Annotated in this window: 17 protein-coding genes, 4 tRNA genes and 2 pseudogenes; 3 read left to right on the forward strand and 20 right to left on the reverse strand. The window is 32.9% G+C overall.

The genetic code is table 11. From position 1 onward, the window contains the following. Positions 1-3 precede the first annotated feature (3 nt). The 10 genes and pseudogenes from P5P87_RS11225 to P5P87_RS11270 form a co-directional block, all read right to left on the reverse strand. Positions 4-74 (reverse strand) — tRNA-Trp (locus tag P5P87_RS11225). A gap of 55 nt (positions 75-129) precedes the next feature. Continuing rightward, positions 130-1317: an elongation factor Tu gene (gene tuf, locus P5P87_RS11230; RefSeq protein ID WP_278022597.1), complete on the reverse strand. Its 1188-nt coding sequence runs from the start codon at positions 1315-1317 to the stop codon at positions 130-132. Between the two features lie 55 nt (positions 1318-1372). After that, positions 1373-1444, reverse strand: a tRNA-Thr gene (locus P5P87_RS11235). Between the two features lie 86 nt (positions 1445-1530). Further along, positions 1531-1611, reverse strand: a tRNA-Tyr gene (locus tag P5P87_RS11240). A 59-nt stretch (positions 1612-1670) separates the two neighbouring features. Then, positions 1671-1744, reverse strand: a tRNA-Thr gene (locus P5P87_RS11245). Positions 1745-1834: 90 nt separating this feature from the next. After that, the gene (hpf, locus tag P5P87_RS11250; protein WP_008466930.1) at positions 1835-2137 is read right to left on the reverse strand and encodes a ribosome hibernation-promoting factor, HPF/YfiA family; all 303 of its coding nucleotides are present in this window, start codon (positions 2135-2137) and stop codon (positions 1835-1837) included. Between the two features lie 32 nt (positions 2138-2169). Further along, positions 2170-3063 carry a tyrosine-type recombinase/integrase gene (locus P5P87_RS11255; protein WP_278022598.1) on the reverse strand — a complete coding sequence of 298 codons (894 nt, stop codon included), beginning with the start codon at positions 3061-3063 and terminating at the stop codon, positions 2170-2172. Between the two features lie 88 nt (positions 3064-3151). Then, a complete protein-coding gene (gene rpsU, locus P5P87_RS11260; RefSeq protein WP_278022599.1) occupies positions 3152-3346 on the reverse strand; it encodes a 30S ribosomal protein S21 in 195 nt (64 codons plus the stop codon). A gap of 144 nt (positions 3347-3490) precedes the next feature. Then, positions 3491-4632, reverse strand: a pseudogene (locus tag P5P87_RS26120) (acyl-CoA dehydrogenase family protein). Positions 4633-4646: 14 nt separating this feature from the next. After that, positions 4647-5471: a ComEA family DNA-binding protein gene (locus P5P87_RS11270; protein ID WP_340696677.1), complete on the reverse strand. Its 825-nt coding sequence runs from the start codon at positions 5469-5471 to the stop codon at positions 4647-4649. A 325-nt stretch (positions 5472-5796) separates the two neighbouring features. Here P5P87_RS11270 and P5P87_RS11275 point away from each other — a divergent pair, with 325 nt between their 5' ends. Further along, positions 5797-7263 carry an APC family permease gene (locus tag P5P87_RS11275; RefSeq protein WP_278022601.1) on the forward strand — a complete coding sequence of 489 codons (1467 nt, stop codon included), beginning with the start codon at positions 5797-5799 and terminating at the stop codon, positions 7261-7263. A 48-nt stretch (positions 7264-7311) separates the two neighbouring features. Here the strand turns inward: P5P87_RS11275 and P5P87_RS11280 are convergent, their stop codons facing one another. The 5 genes and pseudogenes from P5P87_RS11280 to P5P87_RS11300 all read right to left on the reverse strand — a co-directional run bounded on the left by P5P87_RS11280 (position 7312) and on the right by P5P87_RS11300 (position 12906). Continuing rightward, on the reverse strand, positions 7312-7539 hold the full coding sequence (locus P5P87_RS11280) for a PspC family transcriptional regulator (RefSeq protein WP_008466940.1): 228 nt from the start codon (positions 7537-7539) through the stop codon (positions 7312-7314). Positions 7540-7601: 62 nt separating this feature from the next. After that, entirely contained in the window at positions 7602-8873 is a 1272-nt protein-coding gene (locus P5P87_RS11285; protein ID WP_278022602.1) for a DUF2851 family protein, read from the reverse strand. A gap of 75 nt (positions 8874-8948) precedes the next feature. Continuing rightward, positions 8949-9431, reverse strand: coding sequence for a 3'-5' exonuclease (locus P5P87_RS11290; protein WP_278022603.1), 483 nt, complete (start codon positions 9429-9431; stop codon positions 8949-8951). A 78-nt stretch (positions 9432-9509) separates the two neighbouring features. Then, positions 9510-10872, reverse strand: a pseudogene (locus tag P5P87_RS11295) (pyridoxal-phosphate dependent enzyme). A gap of 48 nt (positions 10873-10920) precedes the next feature. Next, entirely contained in the window at positions 10921-12906 is a 1986-nt protein-coding gene (locus tag P5P87_RS11300) for a putative porin (RefSeq protein WP_278022604.1), read from the reverse strand. A 169-nt stretch (positions 12907-13075) separates the two neighbouring features. Here P5P87_RS11300 and P5P87_RS11305 point away from each other — a divergent pair, with 169 nt between their 5' ends. After that, the gene (locus tag P5P87_RS11305) at positions 13076-13738 is read left to right on the forward strand and encodes a ribonuclease HII (RefSeq protein ID WP_278022605.1); all 663 of its coding nucleotides are present in this window, start codon (positions 13076-13078) and stop codon (positions 13736-13738) included. Positions 13739-13773: 35 nt separating this feature from the next. On the opposite strand, the gene P5P87_RS11310 is transcribed toward P5P87_RS11305, so the two are convergent. The 5 genes from P5P87_RS11310 to P5P87_RS11330 all read right to left on the reverse strand — a co-directional run bounded on the left by P5P87_RS11310 (position 13774) and on the right by P5P87_RS11330 (position 17102). Beyond that, the gene (locus tag P5P87_RS11310; RefSeq protein ID WP_198857532.1) at positions 13774-14625 is read right to left on the reverse strand and encodes a nuclear transport factor 2 family protein; all 852 of its coding nucleotides are present in this window, start codon (positions 14623-14625) and stop codon (positions 13774-13776) included. Between the two features lie 236 nt (positions 14626-14861). Continuing rightward, positions 14862-15560 (reverse strand): lipoyl(octanoyl) transferase LipB, encoded by a 699-nt coding sequence (gene lipB, locus P5P87_RS11315; protein ID WP_278022606.1) that lies wholly within the window; start codon positions 15558-15560, stop codon positions 14862-14864. Between the two features lie 5 nt (positions 15561-15565). Next, positions 15566-15745, reverse strand: coding sequence for a hypothetical protein (locus P5P87_RS11320; protein ID WP_278022607.1), 180 nt, complete (start codon positions 15743-15745; stop codon positions 15566-15568). Then, entirely contained in the window at positions 15726-16328 is a 603-nt protein-coding gene (locus tag P5P87_RS11325) for a hypothetical protein (protein WP_278022608.1), read from the reverse strand. The genes P5P87_RS11320 and P5P87_RS11325 overlap by 20 nt, the downstream gene beginning before the upstream one ends. 57 nt (positions 16329-16385) lie before the next feature. Continuing rightward, positions 16386-17102, reverse strand: coding sequence for a hypothetical protein (locus P5P87_RS11330; protein ID WP_278022609.1), 717 nt, complete (start codon positions 17100-17102; stop codon positions 16386-16388). A 279-nt stretch (positions 17103-17381) separates the two neighbouring features. On the opposite strand from P5P87_RS11330, the gene lysS reads away from it, so the two are divergent. Next, a complete protein-coding gene (gene lysS / locus P5P87_RS11335) occupies positions 17382-19085 on the forward strand; it encodes a lysine--tRNA ligase (protein ID WP_278022610.1) in 1704 nt (567 codons plus the stop codon). Positions 19086-19353 lie beyond the last annotated feature (268 nt).

Below are 19353 nucleotides of genomic sequence, written 5' to 3' on the forward strand. Positions count from 1 at the left end.
TTGCACGGGCGGAGGGATTCGAACCCCCATCAACGGTTTTGGAGACCGCTATTCTACCCTTGAACTACGCCCGTAATTAAAGCCAGTGATTAAAAAATAATCACTGGCTTCTTATTTATTTTAATAGAATTACTCTACGATTTCAGTAACCTGACCAGCACCAACTGTTCTACCACCTTCACGGATAGCGAAACGTAAACCTACGTTCATAGCGATTGGGCTTAATAAAGCAACCTCAATAGTTAAGTTATCACCTGGCATTACCATCTCTACACCTGCTGGTAAAGAAATAACTCCTGTTACGTCAGTTGTACGTACGTAGAACTGTGGACGGTAGTTATTGTGGAATGGAGTGTGACGTCCACCTTCTTCTTTTTTCAAGATATAAACCTCAGCTTTGAATTTAGCGTGTGGTTTTACTGAACCTGGCTTAATAATAACCATACCTCTTTTGATATCAGCTTTATCAATACCTCTTAACAATAAACCTACGTTATCTCCAGCTTCACCTCTATCAAGGATTTTACGGAACATCTCAACTCCTGTAATAGTAGAAGTTAATTTTTCAGCTCCCATACCAATGATTTCAACAGGATCTCCAGTGTTAGCAACTCCAGTTTCGATACGACCTGTAGCAACAGTTCCACGACCTGTAATTGTAAATACGTCCTCAACTGGCATCAAGAATGGTTTAGCAACGTCACGTACTGGCTCTTCGATCCAGTTGTCAACAGCTTCCATTAATTCGATAATTTTAGGTACCCAGTTTGGATCATTGTTTAATCCTCCTAAAGCAGAACCTTGAACTACAGGACCATTATCTCCATCATATTCGTAGAAAGATAATAAATCTCTAATTTCCATTTCAACAAGCTCTAATAACTCAGCATCATCAACCATATCCACTTTGTTCATGAAAACAACGATTCTTGGAATACCTACCTGACGTCCTAGAAGGATGTGCTCACGAGTTTGTGGCATTGGACCATCTGTAGCGACAACTACTAAGATAGCTCCGTCCATTTGAGCCGCACCAGTAACCATGTTCTTTACGTAATCCGCGTGACCTGGACAGTCAACGTGAGCGTAGTGACGGTTAGCTGTTTCGTACTCTACGTGTGATGTATTAATAGTAATACCTCTTTCTTTCTCCTCTGGAGCGTTATCGATTTGATCAAACGATTTTGCTTGACAGTAACCAGCATCTGACAATACTTTTGTAATTGCGGCAGTTAATGTAGTTTTTCCGTGATCTACGTGTCCAATTGTACCTATGTTTAAGTGCGGTTTGGAACGATTAAAATTCTCCTTTGCCATTTTACTTAATTTTTAATCTTAGTTATATATTAATTTTCAATTTCCTACTTACTTGAGCCAATGTCGGGATTTGAACCCGAGACCTCTTCCTTACCAAGGAAGCACTCTACCCCTGAGCTACACCGGCAGAGCTTCCATTTTTCAGATCAAAAGACTTTAAAATACAGATTTAACAATCTATAACTTACAATCTAAAACCTAAATTTTTATTTGTGGGGAGAGCAGGATTCGAACCTGCGAAGTTCACACAGCAGATTTACAGTCTGCCCTCGTTGGCCGCTTGAGTATCTCCCCTAGTTTTAAAAGTCCATTATTTTAAAGAACTAATTTCAAATCGCATTTGAAATTTATTGAGCCGATAGAGGGACTCGAACCCACGACCTGCTGATTACAAATCAGTCGCTCTAGCCAGCTGAGCTACATCGGCGAATGCATTAAAAAAGTCCGCTATTTCTAACGGACTGCAAATGTAGCTATTTTATCTTTTAATCAAAACATTTTTTCAAAAAAATTTCAATTAAATGTGCGCTCTAATTTTTTCTTTCCTTTTTACAAGCAAACGTTCTAATGATTCTGCCGAAAGCTCAACGGCCTCTTCAAATGTTTTACACTGTTTTTTTACCAAAAAATCATCACCAGGAACATTAATCTTTATCTCCACCACCTTATTCTCTTTATCACTCGTTCTTTCAACTTTCAAAAAAACATCTGATGAAACCACTCGATCGTAGTATTTCTCTAGCTTACCCATTCTTTCTTGGATAAAATCGACCAATTTTCTGTCGACAGTAAAATTAACTGCATGAACATCTACCTTCATAATAAAAATTTTAGGATTAACATTTAGAACTACTATTTACTTCTAGGATGCGCACCTCTATACACTTTCTTAAGCTCCGCTAAACTATTATGAGTATAAACTTGCGTAGACGCCAAACTAGAATGCCCTAGTAATTCTTTAACTGAATTCAAATCTGCCCCATTATTCAAAAGGTGTGTTGCAAAAGTATGACGAAGCACATGCGGACTTTTTTTTACCTTTTCTGAGACCCTACTAAAGTATGAATTTATTAAACGATAAACAAAAGATTCGCTCAATTTTAACCCTTTTTTCGAAACAAAAAAACACTCATAATTTACCAAACTATCCAAATCATCCCTTTCCTTTACATACAAATCAATCTGATCTGCAATAATCGGCAAAATCGGAATAATGCGCTCTTTATTTCTTTTTCCCAAAACCTTAATCAAACCATTTGAACGATCCACATTTTTAATCATCAAATTAATCAATTCCGCTCGACGCATCCCTGTCACATAAAACATCTCCACAATAAGCCTATCTCTTATTTCCTCAAAACCAACAGGAGCACCTATCACTGTAAACAAATCAGCCAGTTCTTTTTCCGAAAAAGGAATCTGAACCACTTTGGGCGTTTTTAGAGATTTATGCTTCAGCATAGGATTAACCTCTATTTGTTTTGTTTTCAAAAGAAATTTATAAAATGCTTTTAAAGAAGCCATTTTTCTATTGATGGAAACATTCGAAATACCCTGATCAACCAAAAAAACGATCCAACTTCTTACCTGGCTATAATTAACCAAATCAATACTCTCTTGCCCAAAAGATTCTTTCACAAAAGATCCAAAAGACACAATATCATTCAAGTAAGCTCCAACTGTATGTACAGAATATTTTTTTTCCAATAAAAGATAATCCGAAAAAGCTTCTTTATTTGTTTTCATAATTTAAATATTAAGCACAAAAAAACCGTTAGTATCAAAATTAAAACATTTTGACAACTAACGGTAATTATTTTTGAAAAGCTAAATACTAACTTTCTAAACTGTCTTTCAAGCCTTGAATGTAAGTCGCTTTTTGAATTTGAGCTCTTTTGATAACAGATGGTTTAATAAAAGCAGTACGTGCTCTTAATTGACGAACAGTTCCTGTTTTATCAAATTTTCTTTTATAGCGCTTTAATGCTCTATCGATATTTTCTCCGTCTTTAATTGGTATAATTAACATAATATAGACACCTCCTCTCGTTAAGGTCGCAAATGTATATATTAATTATGAATTATGAGTTATAAATTTTAAATTATTTTCACTTAAAACCTATAATCAGGAAGAAAACTAGTATTTACCAACTTCATTTCGTCTTCCAAATGCTTATTTCAATAAGTTTCTAGAAATGACAACCTTTTGGATTTCGGTTGTTCCCTCTCCTATAGTACATAATTTAGAATCTCTATAGAATTTTTCCACTGGAAAATCTTTAGTGTAACCATAACCTCCATGAATCTGAACAGCATCATTTGCAATTTTGACACATGCTTCTGAAGCATACATTTTTGCCATAGCACCAGATGTGGTTACTGGTTTATGCTTTTGCTTTAAAAAAGTCGCTTTATGAAGCAATAATTCCGAAGCCTCAATTTCTGTTGCCATGTCTGCCAATTTAAAAGAGATTCCTTGAAAATTACTAATTGGCTGTCCAAATTGATGTCTTTCTTTTGAATATTTTAATGCGAGCTTCATACGCTCCTTTTGAAATTCCTAAAGATAGAGCCCCTATCGAGATTCTCCCGCCATCAAGAATTTTCATTGCCTGAACAAAACCTTCTCCAACTTCTCCTAATCTATTTTCATCGGGAACTCGACAATTATCAAAAACCAATTCGGCAGTTTCGCTTGCTCTCATTCCTAATTTATTCTCTTTTTTGCCTGATGAAAAGCCTTTCATTCCCTTTTCAAAAACAAAAGCAGTCATTCCTTTAGAATCTCCTTTTTCTCCAGTTCGCACTACTACAACTGCAACATCTCCAGAAATACCATGCGTAATAAAGTTTTTAGCACCGTTTACAATCCAATGGTCTCCGTCTTTAACTGCAGTAGTATTCATACCGCCAGCATCTGAACCTGTATTGTGTTCTGTTAATCCCCACGCACCTATGAATTCAGCGGTAGCAAGTTTAGGAAGCCATTTTTTCTTTTGCTCTTCGTTTCCGAACGTTAAGATATGATTGGTGCATAAAGAATTGTGCGCAAGCAACAGACAACCCGATTGATGGATCTACTTTTGAAATTTCTTCTACAACTGTAATATATTCGTGATACCCCAAACCTGAACCTCCATACTCTTCTGGAACTAAAACTCCCATGAAGCCCATCTCGCCAAGTTGCTTAAACAATTGGATTGGGAAAATTTGCGCTTCGTCCCATTCCATTATATAAGGTCTAATATTTTTTTCTGCAAAGTCTTTTATAGACTGTGCAATCATTAGTTGTGTTTCGTTGTAATCAAAGTTCATGAGTTAGTTTCTTTTTAGAACTCCAAATATAAACTAATTATTTTTGCTTTTTCAACAGGAAAATCTTTAATTTTTGCTAAATCCTCAATATTATTAAAATTTCCGTTCATACTTCTATAAGTGACTATTTGTTTTGCGAGTGTGTATTTGAAGTATGAAAATTGAGCCAATTCTTTTAATGAAGCCTCATTTACATTTATTTTCTTCAAGTTTGAAGGAATTACAACTTTAAAATGAGCATTTAATTCATTGACAACTTCTGGAGAAAGCCCCCAAATATCTTTCATTTGCTCCATTGAAACGAATGAACCCAAAATTTCTTTTTGTTTTAAGATTCTAGAAGACAGCCCTTCTCCTATTCCGTAGATTTTAATCAGATCTTCTTGAGTTGCTTCATTAATATCTAATATTGGAAGCTTTTCTTTTTTTGGAAAACTATTTATACTAAAATCTTTTTTCTCAGTACTATAATTATTTTTATTCTGTTTCCAATCTGGAAATTTAAACAAAGGAGAAATTTTATCTAATAGTGAATCTGAAACTCCTGTGACTTTCTGAAATTCTTCTGCTGAGTTTACATACTTATTCTCTTTCCGAAATGCCATTAGTCGATCAATTTCCTCTACCGACATTCCGAGTTTGTATCCTTTATAATCAGAAATAAAATTAGGGTTGAAAAGATAATTAATTGGGCTTACCTTTTTATCGTCTAACTTTTCCTTATCGATTTCTGACTGTAGAGCAAGCCATTGCTCTTTTTCAGAACTTTTACTTTCTGAAATATTAAAATCGGATAAATAATAAAACAGTTGCAACCCTATCATAATAATGAAGAGCATAAAAAGGCCTATTCGCCGCTGTTTTGTAAAATGAAAATACTTGTTGAAAAACTTAAAATTCATAACTAAAATATTTTTGTCTGAACAAGAAAGAAAAATCCTTCAAATTTATAATAGAAATTAGTAAGAAAAGTAGTTTTTAAAAAATTATCGAATCTTTTATAAAAGTCCAATTAGCTTAATGAATGTCAATACTTAGAGAAAGTTTCTTACGAGTACTGTAAAAAAAACAAAGATTTTATAACTTAAAACATGATAATTGTTTTTATTTTTTACAAAAAACAATACATTTGGCACTTAATAACAAATAAACCAATAAAATAATATGTCAATTTGGAGAGTTAAACCTATATCAGCCTTTGAGGCCGATATGAAAAAAAGTGATTTAAAGAGAGTCCTAGGAAAATGGAGTCTTACTGCCATTGGTGTTGGTGCCATTATCGGTGGGGGAATTTTTGTACTTACAGGTACTGGGGCTTATTATCATGCAGGTCCAGCATTAGCAATTTCGTTTATCATCGCAGGTATTGCGTGTGTTTTTGCGGCTCTTTGCTATTCTGAATTTGCTTCTATTTTACCTGTTGAGGGATCTGCTTACGCATATGCTTACGGTACAATTGGAGAAGTTTTTGCTTGGATTATTGGATGGGGTCTAATTCTCGAGTATGCAATGGGGTCTATGACTGTAGCGGTTTCCTGGTCCGGATACTTTAACAAATTGCTAAAAATATTTCACATTCACCTTCCTGATTGGTTAACTACAGATCCTGCAAGCTACACAGGAGAAGGTTTTTCTATGAATCTTCCAGCTTTCTTGATTGTTCTTTTAGTTATTTCATTGCTTATTAAAGGAACAAAAAGCGCCGCTAAAGCAAATAACGCAATTGTTATTCTTAAAGTATCTGCTGTAATCTTTGTAATTATTGCTGGTCTTTTCTTTATTAATACAGCAAACTGGAGTCCGTTTATTCCTGAAGCAACTCAGATTATTGAAAAAGAAACTACACACAATGCTTACGGAATTGGAGGAATCGTTTCTGGAGCTGCTGCGATCTTCTTTGCTTATGTTGGTTTTGATGCTGTTTCTACACAAGCTGGAGAAGCTATCAATCCTAAAAAAGATGTTCCTTTTGCGATCATTGCTTCTTTATTAATCTGTACAACTTTATACATTCTTGTTTCTTTAGTATTAACAGGAATGATGAACTACCAAGACTTTAATCCACTAGGAAAATATCCTGAGGCTATTAAAGCTCCTGTTGCTTATGCATTTGATATTGCTGGACAGGGCTGGGCTGGCTCTATTATTACTGTTGCTGCGACTATTGGTTTAATTTCAGTATTGATGGTTATGATCATGGGACAATCTAGAATTTTTCTTGGAATGTCTAAAGATGGTTTAATTCCTTCTGTTTTCTCTAAAGTAAACCCTATTTCTGGAACTCCAAAAACGAACTTAATGATTCTTGGAGCTATTATCGCAACTGTTCTTGCTTTTACACCAATCAACAAATTGGCTGATATGACAAGTTTTGGTACTTTGTTTGCCTTTACAATGGTTTGTATCGCTGTTTGGATTTTAAGAGTAAAACAACCAGGATTAACAAGAACATTTAAAGTTCCCGCTTTACCAATTATTGCGGTACTAGGAATTGCAATCAATTCTTATTTAATTTTTAATTTAAGTAAAGATGCGCAGTTATTATCTTTTGGATGGCTTATTCTGGGTATAATTGTATACTTTGGATATAGTAAGAAAAGATCTAGACTTAACAATACAACAGAAGAATAATAAATACAACTTCATAAAAAAGCTCCAATTTAAAATTGGAGCTTTTTTTTATAAATCGAATACTGATGTTCTTTTTGAGCGAATTAAATCTTTTAGTCTGATCCAGAAAGCAAGAGTTAAATAAACTCCAAACCCTAAACCAGCTGTAACAAAAGAAATGTAAATAAAAAACAAGCGCACACTTGTTACGCGCATTCCAAGTTTATCTGCTAGTCTTGAAGAAACATGGAAACCATATTTTTCAAAAAAGAATTTTAGTTTTAAAATTGCTGACATTTCTTTTTAGATTTTAGATTTACAAAAATAGGAATTATCTAATTATGAAATTTTCTAATTCGTTAATTATTTTTAAGCAACTCCAATCCGATAGCGCATTTTAAGCAAGCCTTGCGTTCGCAATATTCATTTTTGAGTTCTAATAATGCCTGACTATCAAATGCCGTTTTTGACTTAATGCCAAACGAATTGAATTTATCGATAATAGCATTTTTCTCTGAAGTAACTTCATTCATAAAATCAATTAAATCTTCGGCAATTGATTCACCCATGATGTTTGAATACGCAAATTGGAGCGGAACAATCGTATTTAGAAGCAGTAGATCTATAAATGACTTAGAAAGTGTTTTTGATTTCTTTGGACTTTCTTTATCAAACTTATAGTGATTTTGCCAATAAAGGCTCGCAGATACCGTTAACAAACTATGTACAGTATCGACTGATTTTAAATCAATAATTTTTGAAAACAGATTTTGATGTCTATGATATAATGCCGCCAATTGAGAAAGTCTAATTGTTGGGAAATTATCTGGCCGAAGTTTAAAAAACTGAAGTGGTTCTGTATATGTTTTTTCTATTTGATATTTATGTAGCAAATAGAAATAACGAAATTTTAAATCTTTATAGTAAACATCTTCTTTTTCTGCATTTAATAAATTTGAAGTTCCAAATAGTAGCGCTTCTAAATTTTCAACCTCAAAACTCTCTTTTCTGATTATAGCAAACGGAATTGCTTTTGAAATCTGCAGAAAGGAATTTCCATTTGTATTCAAACCAAAATTCTTTGCTAGAAGGCAAAATAAGACGGCTTCCCAATCTTGATTGGTTTCTTCTAATAATTGATAAATAAACTTAGATTTTCGCTCTAAACGCTCAAAAAATAATCTTTCTTGCCAGTTTTTAAAAACAAAACCATCAATATCTTTTAATTGTCTTTCGCAAGAAATCCAAGTTTTTGGAGCAACCAATGTATTATAATTTTCGATTATTTCTTTTGAAACATAATCTTTAAGAACCAAAACAGGAATTTCAGTATTGTTTTCTCTAAAAACAGCAGTATCGTTTTCCCACACTACGTGAAGAATGACATTTTTGTAGGCAGGATCTTTCTCATGATTGTGCAAATACCAATCTGAAGATTTTAAATGAATCTCGACATTGCCTGCCCATTTCTGATTTCCAATTTCTATATAAGCATTGAAAAAATCAGGCCCGGCAAGTTCTAGATAATCGCCCGATTTTAAGATTGTTATTACTTCGCCTTGGACAGTTTTTAAATTCAAGTTATCAAATTTCTTGAATTTCCAGAGATAATGAAGAAAGTCTTCTTTCATTTTTAGATTTTATGATGCTGTTACAAAATCTAAAAGTAAATTATTTTTTAATATTATTCTTACAAATATAAAAAATTAACGAAGCATATATAACTTAGCACATGCCCTTGCATCTGATAAAGCTTCGTGGTGATTGAGCTGAATATCCATTTCGCGACAGCAATCACTTAGTTTTGTTGGCTTTATGCCTTTTGCTTTATAGATTTTAACCGTGCATTCCCATTTTGTAGCAATATTCAAATCTTCATAATTTAAGCCATGAAGCAACATTGTTTTCATTAAAACATTCCGGTCAAAACTTTCATTATGCGCTACCACAACTCTATTTTTTAGTCTCTTTTCAATCTCAGGGTAAATTTGAAAAAAAGATTTTGCGTTGATAGTATCTTTTGGGTAAATTCCATGAACACGAATCGTAAACGGATTATACTCATTATTTGGTGGCTTAATTAAAGTTACATACTCGTCAACTATAATTCCGTTTTCGACTGTTACAATACCCACCGAACATGGATGATATCCTGTTGCGGTTTCAAAATCTATAGCTGTAAAATTCATTTTATATATTTAAAAGACAAATCCATAAACCTAATTGTTTTACAACAAGATTTATGGATTATTTGTATTTATAAAGGCTTATTTTATTGCGCCAATAATATCATATTTAGTAATAATGTGATGATGTCCGTTTCCTAAATCAACCAAAACAGCGTCATTTTCTTTGCTGAAAAGTTTCGAAACTTCCTCAATTGGTGTTCCTAATTTTACAATTGGAAAAGGTTTACCCATTACCTCTTTAATTGGTTTTTCGGCAACATTTTTATCTTCAACATAACTTCTAAACAAATCTGTTTCGTCTACAGAACCAACAAAACCATTGATATCTACAACTGGAATTTGCGAAATCTTATATTTACGCATACGCTCAATTGCATGCGAGACCAATTCCTCTGTACGAACAACGATTAATTCTTTGTCAATATGATCTTTAATAACGTCTTCTGCTTTTGTAATGTTTTCTTCCAAAAATCCGCGTTCGCGCATCCAATCATCATTAAACATTTTTCCAACATAACGGCTTCCAGAATCGTGAAATAATACCACAACTACATCATCTGGTTTAAAATGTTCTTTTAACTGTAACAAACCTTTTATACAAGCTCCAGCAGAATTTCCAACAAAAATTCCTTCTTCAAGAGCAATCTTTCTAGTATAAACCGCAAGCATCTTTATCGGTTACTTTTGTAAAACCGTCAATTAGAGAAAAATCAACATTCTTAGGTAGAATATCTTCTCCAATACCTTCTGTTATATACGAATAGATTTCGTTTTCGTCGAAAATTCCTGTTTCATGGTATTTCTTAAAAACAGAACCATAAGTATCAATACCCCAGATTTTAATATTTGGATTTTGTTCCTTCAAATATTTTCCAACTCCAGAAATAGTTCCTCCTGTTCCAACACCAACAACAAAATGAGTGATTTTTCCATCAGTCTGCTTCCAAATTTCTGGTCCAGTTTGCTCATAGTGCGCCAACGAATTTGACATATTATCGTACTGATTTACGTACCAAGAATTTGGCGTTTCTTCTGCTAAACGCTTTGAAACTGAATAATATGAACGTGGATCTGTAGGCTCAACATCTGTAGGACAAACAACAACTTTTGCACCAACAGCACGAAGAATATCCATTTTTTCTTTAGACTGTTTGTCTGAAATAACACAAATTAATTTGTAGCCTTTTACGATTGCCACAAGTGCAAGTCCCATTCCCGTATTTCCAGAAGTTCCTTCAATAATAGTCCCTCCAGGTTTTAATCGGCCATCTGCCTCAGCATCTTCAATCATTTTTACAGCCATTCTGTCTTTTACAGAATTACCAGGATTAAAGGTTTCGACTTTTGCCAATACTAATGCATCAATTTCAGCAACAATTTTGTTCAGTTTTACTAATGGCGTGTTACCAATTGTTTCTAAAATATTATTTGAAAAGTCCATTTTTATTTAAGTTTTATTAAGTGGTTCTAAATAAAAAATAGTCTGTTTTTATTGGAAGAAATTCCAAACCAGACCAAAACGCAACACAAAATCACGATATGGATTATGTGGCGCTGAATAATAGTTGCTCTGCGAAAACAAAGCATTAAAATGCTCTGCTTTTAAATAAAAACGCGTTTGGCGTATTCTGGCATTCACAAAGAAATCGAATGTTGCAAAACCACCCGTTTTTTTCTCCTGCTGTACAAAAAATTCAGCAATAACAGGGTTATAATCATCTCCGTAATACTTCGTAAGGTAATTAAACACAAGTCCTGTTTGCATAAATAAAGCTTTTTTAAAGAAATGATTTGAATAATAGAATGTGTTTCTAGTTACAAAATCAGGTACATTTAAAATTAAATCTGATTGATCTACTTTTTGGTACAAAAGCGTATTATCTAATGCAAAAGGTCCAAATTTAAACTCTCTGCTTGCTTTTATTTCTAAATAGTTAATTACATTTCCATACTGCATTGGCTTAACGATCTGCTCTTGAGCTGCTTGCTCCGCATCTGTAGCCATATCTGTAAAATACAAATGATCTTTTAATACCGTATACTGAACTTGCCCTGTTAACCAAGGAGTTGTAATTTCTGCACTTAACGAATTGATTTTTTCGTTTTTAAAATTATTTGCCCAATTATATGAAATCCAACTACTTTGATACAAATTATAATTGTTATTAGGCAGTTTATTGATATTGCGATATCTAAAATCAAACTTGATTTTTTCGTTCATATTATATCGCAACTTTGCATCTAAATCTGAAAGCGATTGGTTGGTAATTGATCTAGAATACAAAAATCTACCGTTCCATTTGTTTTTCTGATATTCATACTGAGCACCGAAATTATTAAACTGCAAAAACAAATTATCTGGAATCGCATTTCCATCAGAACCAATAATAACTCGGTTGTATTTGTAATTAGATCTGTAATCGTCTATAAAAAATATAAATTTACCTAACAGCGAATTCTCATAAGCTGCACCTACTTTGTTATAAAGTCTCTCATATTTGGTCTGATCGTTAATATTGCCTGACGAATAGGAATCTCCAAATCGTTGTATGCGGCTAGTTGTTCCGTCATTAGAAGTTATAGTCGAAATTACCGTTGGTTGCTTATATTCGTAATCTTTATATTCATAATTAAATTGATGCGTTATATAAAGGTTATTGCTTCCATCTTTTGGATTTACTCTAAAAGCATGGTCAAAAAACAATCTTCGCCCTTTTAAAAATGATTCTGCATCGGTTAAATAAACCTGCAATCTCTGTCGGTTTTTATAATCATTACTATTGCTTTCAAAATCAGAATCACTCGTTATACCTCCATTTTCTTCATTTAAAATATCTTGATTTGTAAAATGTGCATTTATCGCATAACGCTTGTCTGTTGTAGCATAACTGGTTGTAATTCTTAAATTTCCTGCACTAACCAATTGGTTATTATAATCTCCTTCAGATCTTAATCCTTTATAAGCAATAGAAAAATTAAGATTTTTAGAAACGTTTAATGTGATAAATGAATCTACATTTTGCCCTTTTTTAATTGTAGTGTTAAAAAACAACTCCGTAAAAGGTGTTGCAACAGAATAATATCTAATTTGATCTGCCTGCATGTAAATAGAATGCTTGCCACTAAAACCGATTTCAGGATACGGAGAAAAACTTGTCAAACTATATTGTAATGTATTTAAAGGCTGTCCAATATTAGAGAACTCCATAAGACCAAAAAGATCTTTTCTTAGATGATTTTGTTTGTAAGCACTTTTAAGAGTCAACGAAGTATCAGCATAAATTGTATCGTGTTCTAGAGTAACAATTTTATACTGGTCTATTTTCGCTATTTTTTGTTTTTTCTTTTTTACTGTATCCGTAATACTTGAATATTTCGTATTCATATCTAAATTATTTTTAGAAGCAGGATTTTTTTCTTGAGAAAACAATAAAGTTGGTACAACTAATAGATATAGAAAAATGAATATTCTCATTTGATGGCTTTGTATAAATTTATTTTGACAAAATTTGCTAAGCAAAGGTAAATTATAAAAACAAATAAATAAAAAAACACTTCATTTTATACAATTGCCTTGGCTGACAGTACGAAAACGAATATTTTTGCCAAAAATTTCATCTAATTTGTTATTTAAAACCTAAAAAATGCTCGAAAAAAATTTCTCAGGATTTGTTTTGGAAACCGGAACCGATGAGGCTGGCAGAGGATGTCTAGCTGGCCCAGTTACTGCCGCGACTATAATTTTACCCGAACATTTTGAAAATAAAATCTTGAATGATAGTAAGCAATTGTCTGAAAAAACAAGAGCGCTTTTAAGACCAATTATAGAAAAAGAAGCTTTATGTTTTGCCGTTACACATTTGTTTCCAGACGAAATTGATGAAATAAATATTTTAAATGCTTCTATGAAAGGAATGCAAGAATGCATTTTAAAGTTAAAGCATGTTCCCGAATATATTATTGTTGATGGAAATCGTTCCTTAAATGCTAAACTCGGACTTAAAAATACTTTTGGAAAACAGTTTTCTCAGGAAGAAATTGCGCTTTTAAAATCGATCCCGAATCAAAGTATTATCAAAGGCGATGGAAAATACTTGAGTATTGTCGCCGCATCTGTTTTAGCAAAAACATATCGCGACGAATATATGGATCAAATTCACGAAGAATTTCCGATGTACAATTGGAAACAAAACAAAGGATATCCGACCAAAGAGCATCGTGAAGCCATTAAAGAATTTGGAACCACAAAATACCATAGAATGAGTTTTAGACTTTTGCCAGAGCAACTAGAACTTGATCTCATCTAATAAAAAACGACCTATTTTGTATAGGTCGTTTTTTATTATTTTTTACTTTTTAAGAATTCTGCAAATGTTTTTGTGTCATAGTAAAAAGGTCTGACAGCCGTAATTTTTCCGTCCTTCAAATCAAAATGTTCTGAAATTGGAACTGACATTGTTTTACCTGATTTTTTAGATTTACAGCTTATTGTAAAATAAATGATTACTTCATTTTTAGAAGCATCACTAAAATAAACCGGTTCTTTTTCTATCTGTAAATCAAAAAACTCTGTTGATTTTGTGAACATTTTTGTCCATTCGCTAAAACCAATATAAGTTCCTCCGTAAGGCAATCCTGTAGCCTGATTATAAACTGCTCCGTCTGCAATTAAAGCACTCAAAGCATCAAAGTCTCTTGTTTTAAAAAGACTTTCATAATATTTCGCCACTACTTTCAAATTATCAGCTTCTAGATTCTTTAAAATATCTGCCTCAGACAAAGTTGCTCCTTTATCCCAGAAACTAATAATTTTACTTACCTGACCTTTTCCGTTTAAACGTGCAAAATCACGTCCAGCCATTACAAGATTATTTTTAGAATCAAGAATTTTCCATTCCCAAGTTACATAATTGTCCTTTACAATTTTGGCTCCCGAAGTTAAAACTGCATCTGGGTTTTTCTTGTAAAATTCGTTAATAACATTATTAAACGCAACAGTTCCTTTTATAGAAGCTGAAGGATCTTCAAAAGTACTGTCTTCTAACCAGATTGATTTTATCATCTTTAATCTAGTATCGCTATTTTTTTCCTGCCACACTTTTTCATAAACTGTAACTGGATATAATTTATCTTTCTTTTGGGCAAAAAGACCATTTAGCACAAAAAGAAAACAGAATAAGTAGATTTTTCTCATAAGCAATCAGGAATTAAAAATTTAATAGTAAGTACTCAAATTTAGCATAAATACCTTAGAGAACGACGAATAATCTATAATTTGTCTTTCTTTCAAAATCTTAACTTTTGCGAAATGGTTTTTCTCTTTTTTCAATATTTTTTTAGAAAAAAACCGATTTCTCTCTAAAAATTCACACGAAATAAAAAACCGTTTCAAATGAATATCTGAAACGGTTTACTTTCTTAGAGATGTTTTTAAACAAATTCAGCTTCGAAGAGCTCTGCGAAATGTTTTATGATTTTAGCTTTTATTTCTTCTTCATTTACTTTTTCTACCCCGAGTTCAACGTTTAAAGAAGTAACGCCTTTTCCGCGAATACCGCATGGAATAATATTATCAAAATATCCTAAATCGACATTTACATTTAAAGCAAATCCGTGCATGGTAACCCATCTTGAAGCACGAACACCCATTGCGCATATCTTACGTGCAAACGGAGTTCCTACGCCAAGCCAAACTCCAGTTTCTCCTTCGCTTCTGCCCGATTCTAAACCGTATTCTGCCAAAGTTAGAATGATTGATTCTTCTAACAAACGAAGGTATTTATGAATATCAGTAAAGAAATTTTCTAAATCTAAAATCGGATAACCTACAATTTGTCCAGGTCCGTGATACGTAATATCTCCGCCACGATTGATCTTATAAAAAGTTGCTCCTTTGGCTTCGAGTTGTTTTTCGTTTAATAATAAGTTCTCTAGATCGCCACTTTTCCCCAAAGTATAAACATGAGGATGCTCTACAAACAGCAAATAATTTGGTGTTGGCGACTCTAGTTCTTCTCTTCTATTCTTGATTTTTAAATCGACTATGTCTTTAAAGATTTCTTCTTGATATTCCCAAGTAGATTTATAATCTTTTTTACCCAGATCCTGAAGTTGGATTTTCTTGTTCATTTTAATTATTTTTCAAACTCAACATCACAGTCAAGTTTGTCGGGATTCTCCATATAATCCGTAAAAGAGTATTGAATTGTAATTGATTTTCTGTCGTCGCTAAACAAAGCACTTGGATTAGAGACTTTCTTTATTTTTTTTGGAAAGTGATATTTTACAATGTAGCTAGACGAAGCAAACATCATTTTTGACATATCTCCTTCTGCATCTTGCGCCTTTCGTCGCCTTTTTTTGTTGATCGACTACTGCTTTTCTTGTAAATTTCTTTCCGTCAAAAGTATAACTTAATTTACTGCCATTATCTCCGAAACCGCTTCCCATAGGATTTTTGCCTCCTTCTAATTTTTGAAGCGTGCCCAATGTCTGTAAAATATCTTGTAATTCGTTTACGTTTTTAAAATCAGTTGACATGTTCATTAGAAATTCTTTCTTCTCTGAACTTATTTTTGTCGATACAACATAACTTTCCAGTTTTTTAAGTTCTTTTTGCGTTTCTGGCGACAATTTGGCGATACTGTCTTTTTTCTCTTGAAATACTTCTTTGAAAGTAAAAGTAGTATCTATATCTTTTTTATTGTCTCCCATTTGACCTGCAATTTGATCACCAGCCATTTCCATTATAGGAGAACCATCCATATCTACAGAGAATTTTCCGGTTCCGTTATCGTTTATGTAAACATTTTCAGTGAAAGTACAGCTAGTTAAAGTCGCTATTAAAAAAGAAAAACAAAGTAATTTGTATAATTTCATCGATGTACAATTTTTCATCAAAGATACGAACTTTTTTAAGGCGCTAACTTTATTTAAAAACCCGCTAAAACCTTTTTATTCTAAAACAACTTCTAGATTTGTACTTTCTGGATTTTTTAAACAATATGAAAGCTGAAATTTTAAGCTTAAAGATTTTTGGTCTGAACCAATAATTGCGTTTGAATTTGAAACCGATTTTATTTTTTGAGGAAAATAATATTTGAGCGTATAGGATTGCATTACTTTATACTTAGAATATATTTTTTCGTGTTCATCCATTTCTTTTTTATCTTTTTCAAACTTTTCTGGATTGGTTATGGCTAAAGTTCTTTTAAAGACTTTACCATCAAAAGTGTATTTTATTTTATAGCTTTTTCTGTATATGGGATAATTTTCTTTAAGAGAATTTGCCAATCCAAGGCTTTCATAAAGATTGGGTATTTCTTCTATGTTCTTAAATTCAAAAGCTACTTTGTTGAAATTTTCCATTTGAATTGGGTCCAATTTGATCTGCATTTTTACATTTGCATGCTCTGTAAATAAAGCTTGGTCGGCTTTATTAAATTTCACAAAAGTATCTTGGTACTTGACGATGTAATCTCGAAAAGTAAAAGTTGTGTCTATAAATTTTTCATCTCCAAAATCTTGTCTTCCTAACTGTGCGAAACTATTCTCATCTCGAAGACTGTATACTTCGATACTTCCGCTTCTGTCTGAATTTATGGTAAGTGTTTCTGTAATTTGACAGCTTATAAAAGAAAACAACAGTAAAAAAACGGATAAATATTTCATTTTTTGTTAAAATTCTAAAGTTACAAAAAGCTAATATAGTAAGTTTTTTCAGTCATTGCATTCCAACTAAAAACTCTTTTGAAAACGAAAATTTCTAATCTAGCCCCGATAGAAGCGGTATCCTTTTTCTTGCTTCTTTAGCAAGGAAAAGATACAAGCGTATAGCGGGACAAAACGTTCATGAAAAGACGAAAATTTCTGCCGCAAAAAACCTTAACACTTTGAGTTGAAACTTGAAACAAAAATTTTATCTTTGCACACTTAAAAAAATAGCACAAAATGGCATTATCAGAACAAGAAATCATTAGAAGAGAAAAACTTCAGAACTTACGCAACTTAGGAATCAATCCTTATCCAGCTAATCTTTTTCCTGTAAATCATACATCTAAGCAGATAAAGGAAACGTTTGAAGAGGGTAAGAAGGTTATCGTTGCGGGTCGTTTGATGAGTGTTCGCGATCAAGGTAAAGCTTGTTTTGCTGAGTTACAAGATAGCGAAGGACGTATTCAATTGTACGTAAATCGCGATGTTTTGTGTGAAGGTGACGATAAAACGCTATACAACCAAGTGTTCAAAAAATTAACCGATCTAGGTGATTTTATTGGTATTGAAGGTGAATTGTTTACAACTCAAGTTGGTGCAAAATGTATTCGTGTAACTGGTTTTACTTTCTTAAGCAAAACTTTGCGTCCGTTACCGTTACCAAAAGTTGACGAAGAAGGAAATGTTCACGATGCTTTTAACGACGCTGAATTGCGTTATAGAATGCGTTATGTAGATTTAACAGTAAATCCTCAGGTTAAAGAAACTTTCATCAAACGTACTAAATTGTTCAGTGCGATGCGTGGTTATTTTAACGATGCAGGATATTTAGAGGTTGACACTCCTGTTTTACAATCTATTCCTGGTGGAGCTTCGGCAAGACCATTTATTACGCATCACAACTCGCTTGATATTCCGCTTTATATGCGTATTGCAAATGAGTTATACTTAAAAAGATTAATTGTTGGTGGATTTGAAGGTGTTTATGAGTTTTCTAGAAACTTCCGTAACGAAGGTATGGACAGAACGCATAATCCTGAGTTTACGGCAATGGAAATATATGTAGCCTACAAAGACTACAACTGGATGATGGAATTTGCTGAAGGTTTATTAGAGCATTGTGCAATTGCAGTTAACGGAACTAGCGAAGTTACTTTTGGCGAGCACAAAATTAACTTTAAAGCGCCTTACGCTCGTGTTACAATGACAGATTCTATCAAACATTTTACTGGTTTTGATATTTCTGGAAAAACAGAACAAGAATTGTTTGAAGCTGCTCGCGGAATGGGAATCGAGGTTGACGAAACAATGGGTAAAGGAAAATTGATTGATGAAATTTTTGGAGCTAAATGTGAAGGAAATTATATTCAGCCAACTTTCATTACAGATTATCCTAAAGAAATGTCACCGCTTTGTAAAGAGCACCGCGATAATCCAGATTTGACTGAGCGTTTTGAATTAATGGTTTGCGGTAAAGAAATTGCAAATGCATATTCTGAATTAAATGACCCAATTGACCAAAGAGAGCGTTTTGAAGATCAGATGCGTTTGGCGGCAAAAGGTGATGATGAAGCAAACGGAATTATCGACGAAGATTTCTTAAGAGCTCTTGAATATGGTATGCCTCCAACATCTGGAATGGGAATTGGAATGGATCGTTTGATTATGTATTTAACAAACAATGCTTCTATTCAGGAAGTTTTATTGTTCCCACAAATGCGTCCGGAGAAAAAACAAGCTCAAATCGAACTTTCTGACGAAGAAAAATTCATCATTGACTTGCTTACCAAAAATGAAAATAGAATGGATTTAACGCGACTAAAAATTACAGCTAACTTAAGCGGTAAAAAATGGGATGTGTCTATGAAAAACTTATCTAAACACGGTTTAACTAAAGTTGTTGTTGACGGCGAGTTTAAATTTGTGGAATTAGTTGGATAAATTCCAAAATTAAAATTCCAAATTACACGTTGGATTTTATGATATTCAAAACCCGACAGGTTTTTAAAACCTGTCGGGTTTTATTTTTAAAACAAATGCTTCTCGCCATTTTTTTTATCAATATTCAAACACAAACTAAAAATTACATTTAAAAAACTGTAAAACAACACTTTACTTTTACCAAATTGTTTTACAAGAAAATACTTTCACAAGCCTTGTTACAACATTCAAAAACAAGACAAAACTCCGTTAATAAAGAACATACAAT

This window comes from Flavobacterium ginsengisoli, assembly GCF_029625315.1.
Lineage (GTDB): Bacteria > Bacteroidota > Bacteroidia > Flavobacteriales > Flavobacteriaceae > Flavobacterium > Flavobacterium ginsengisoli.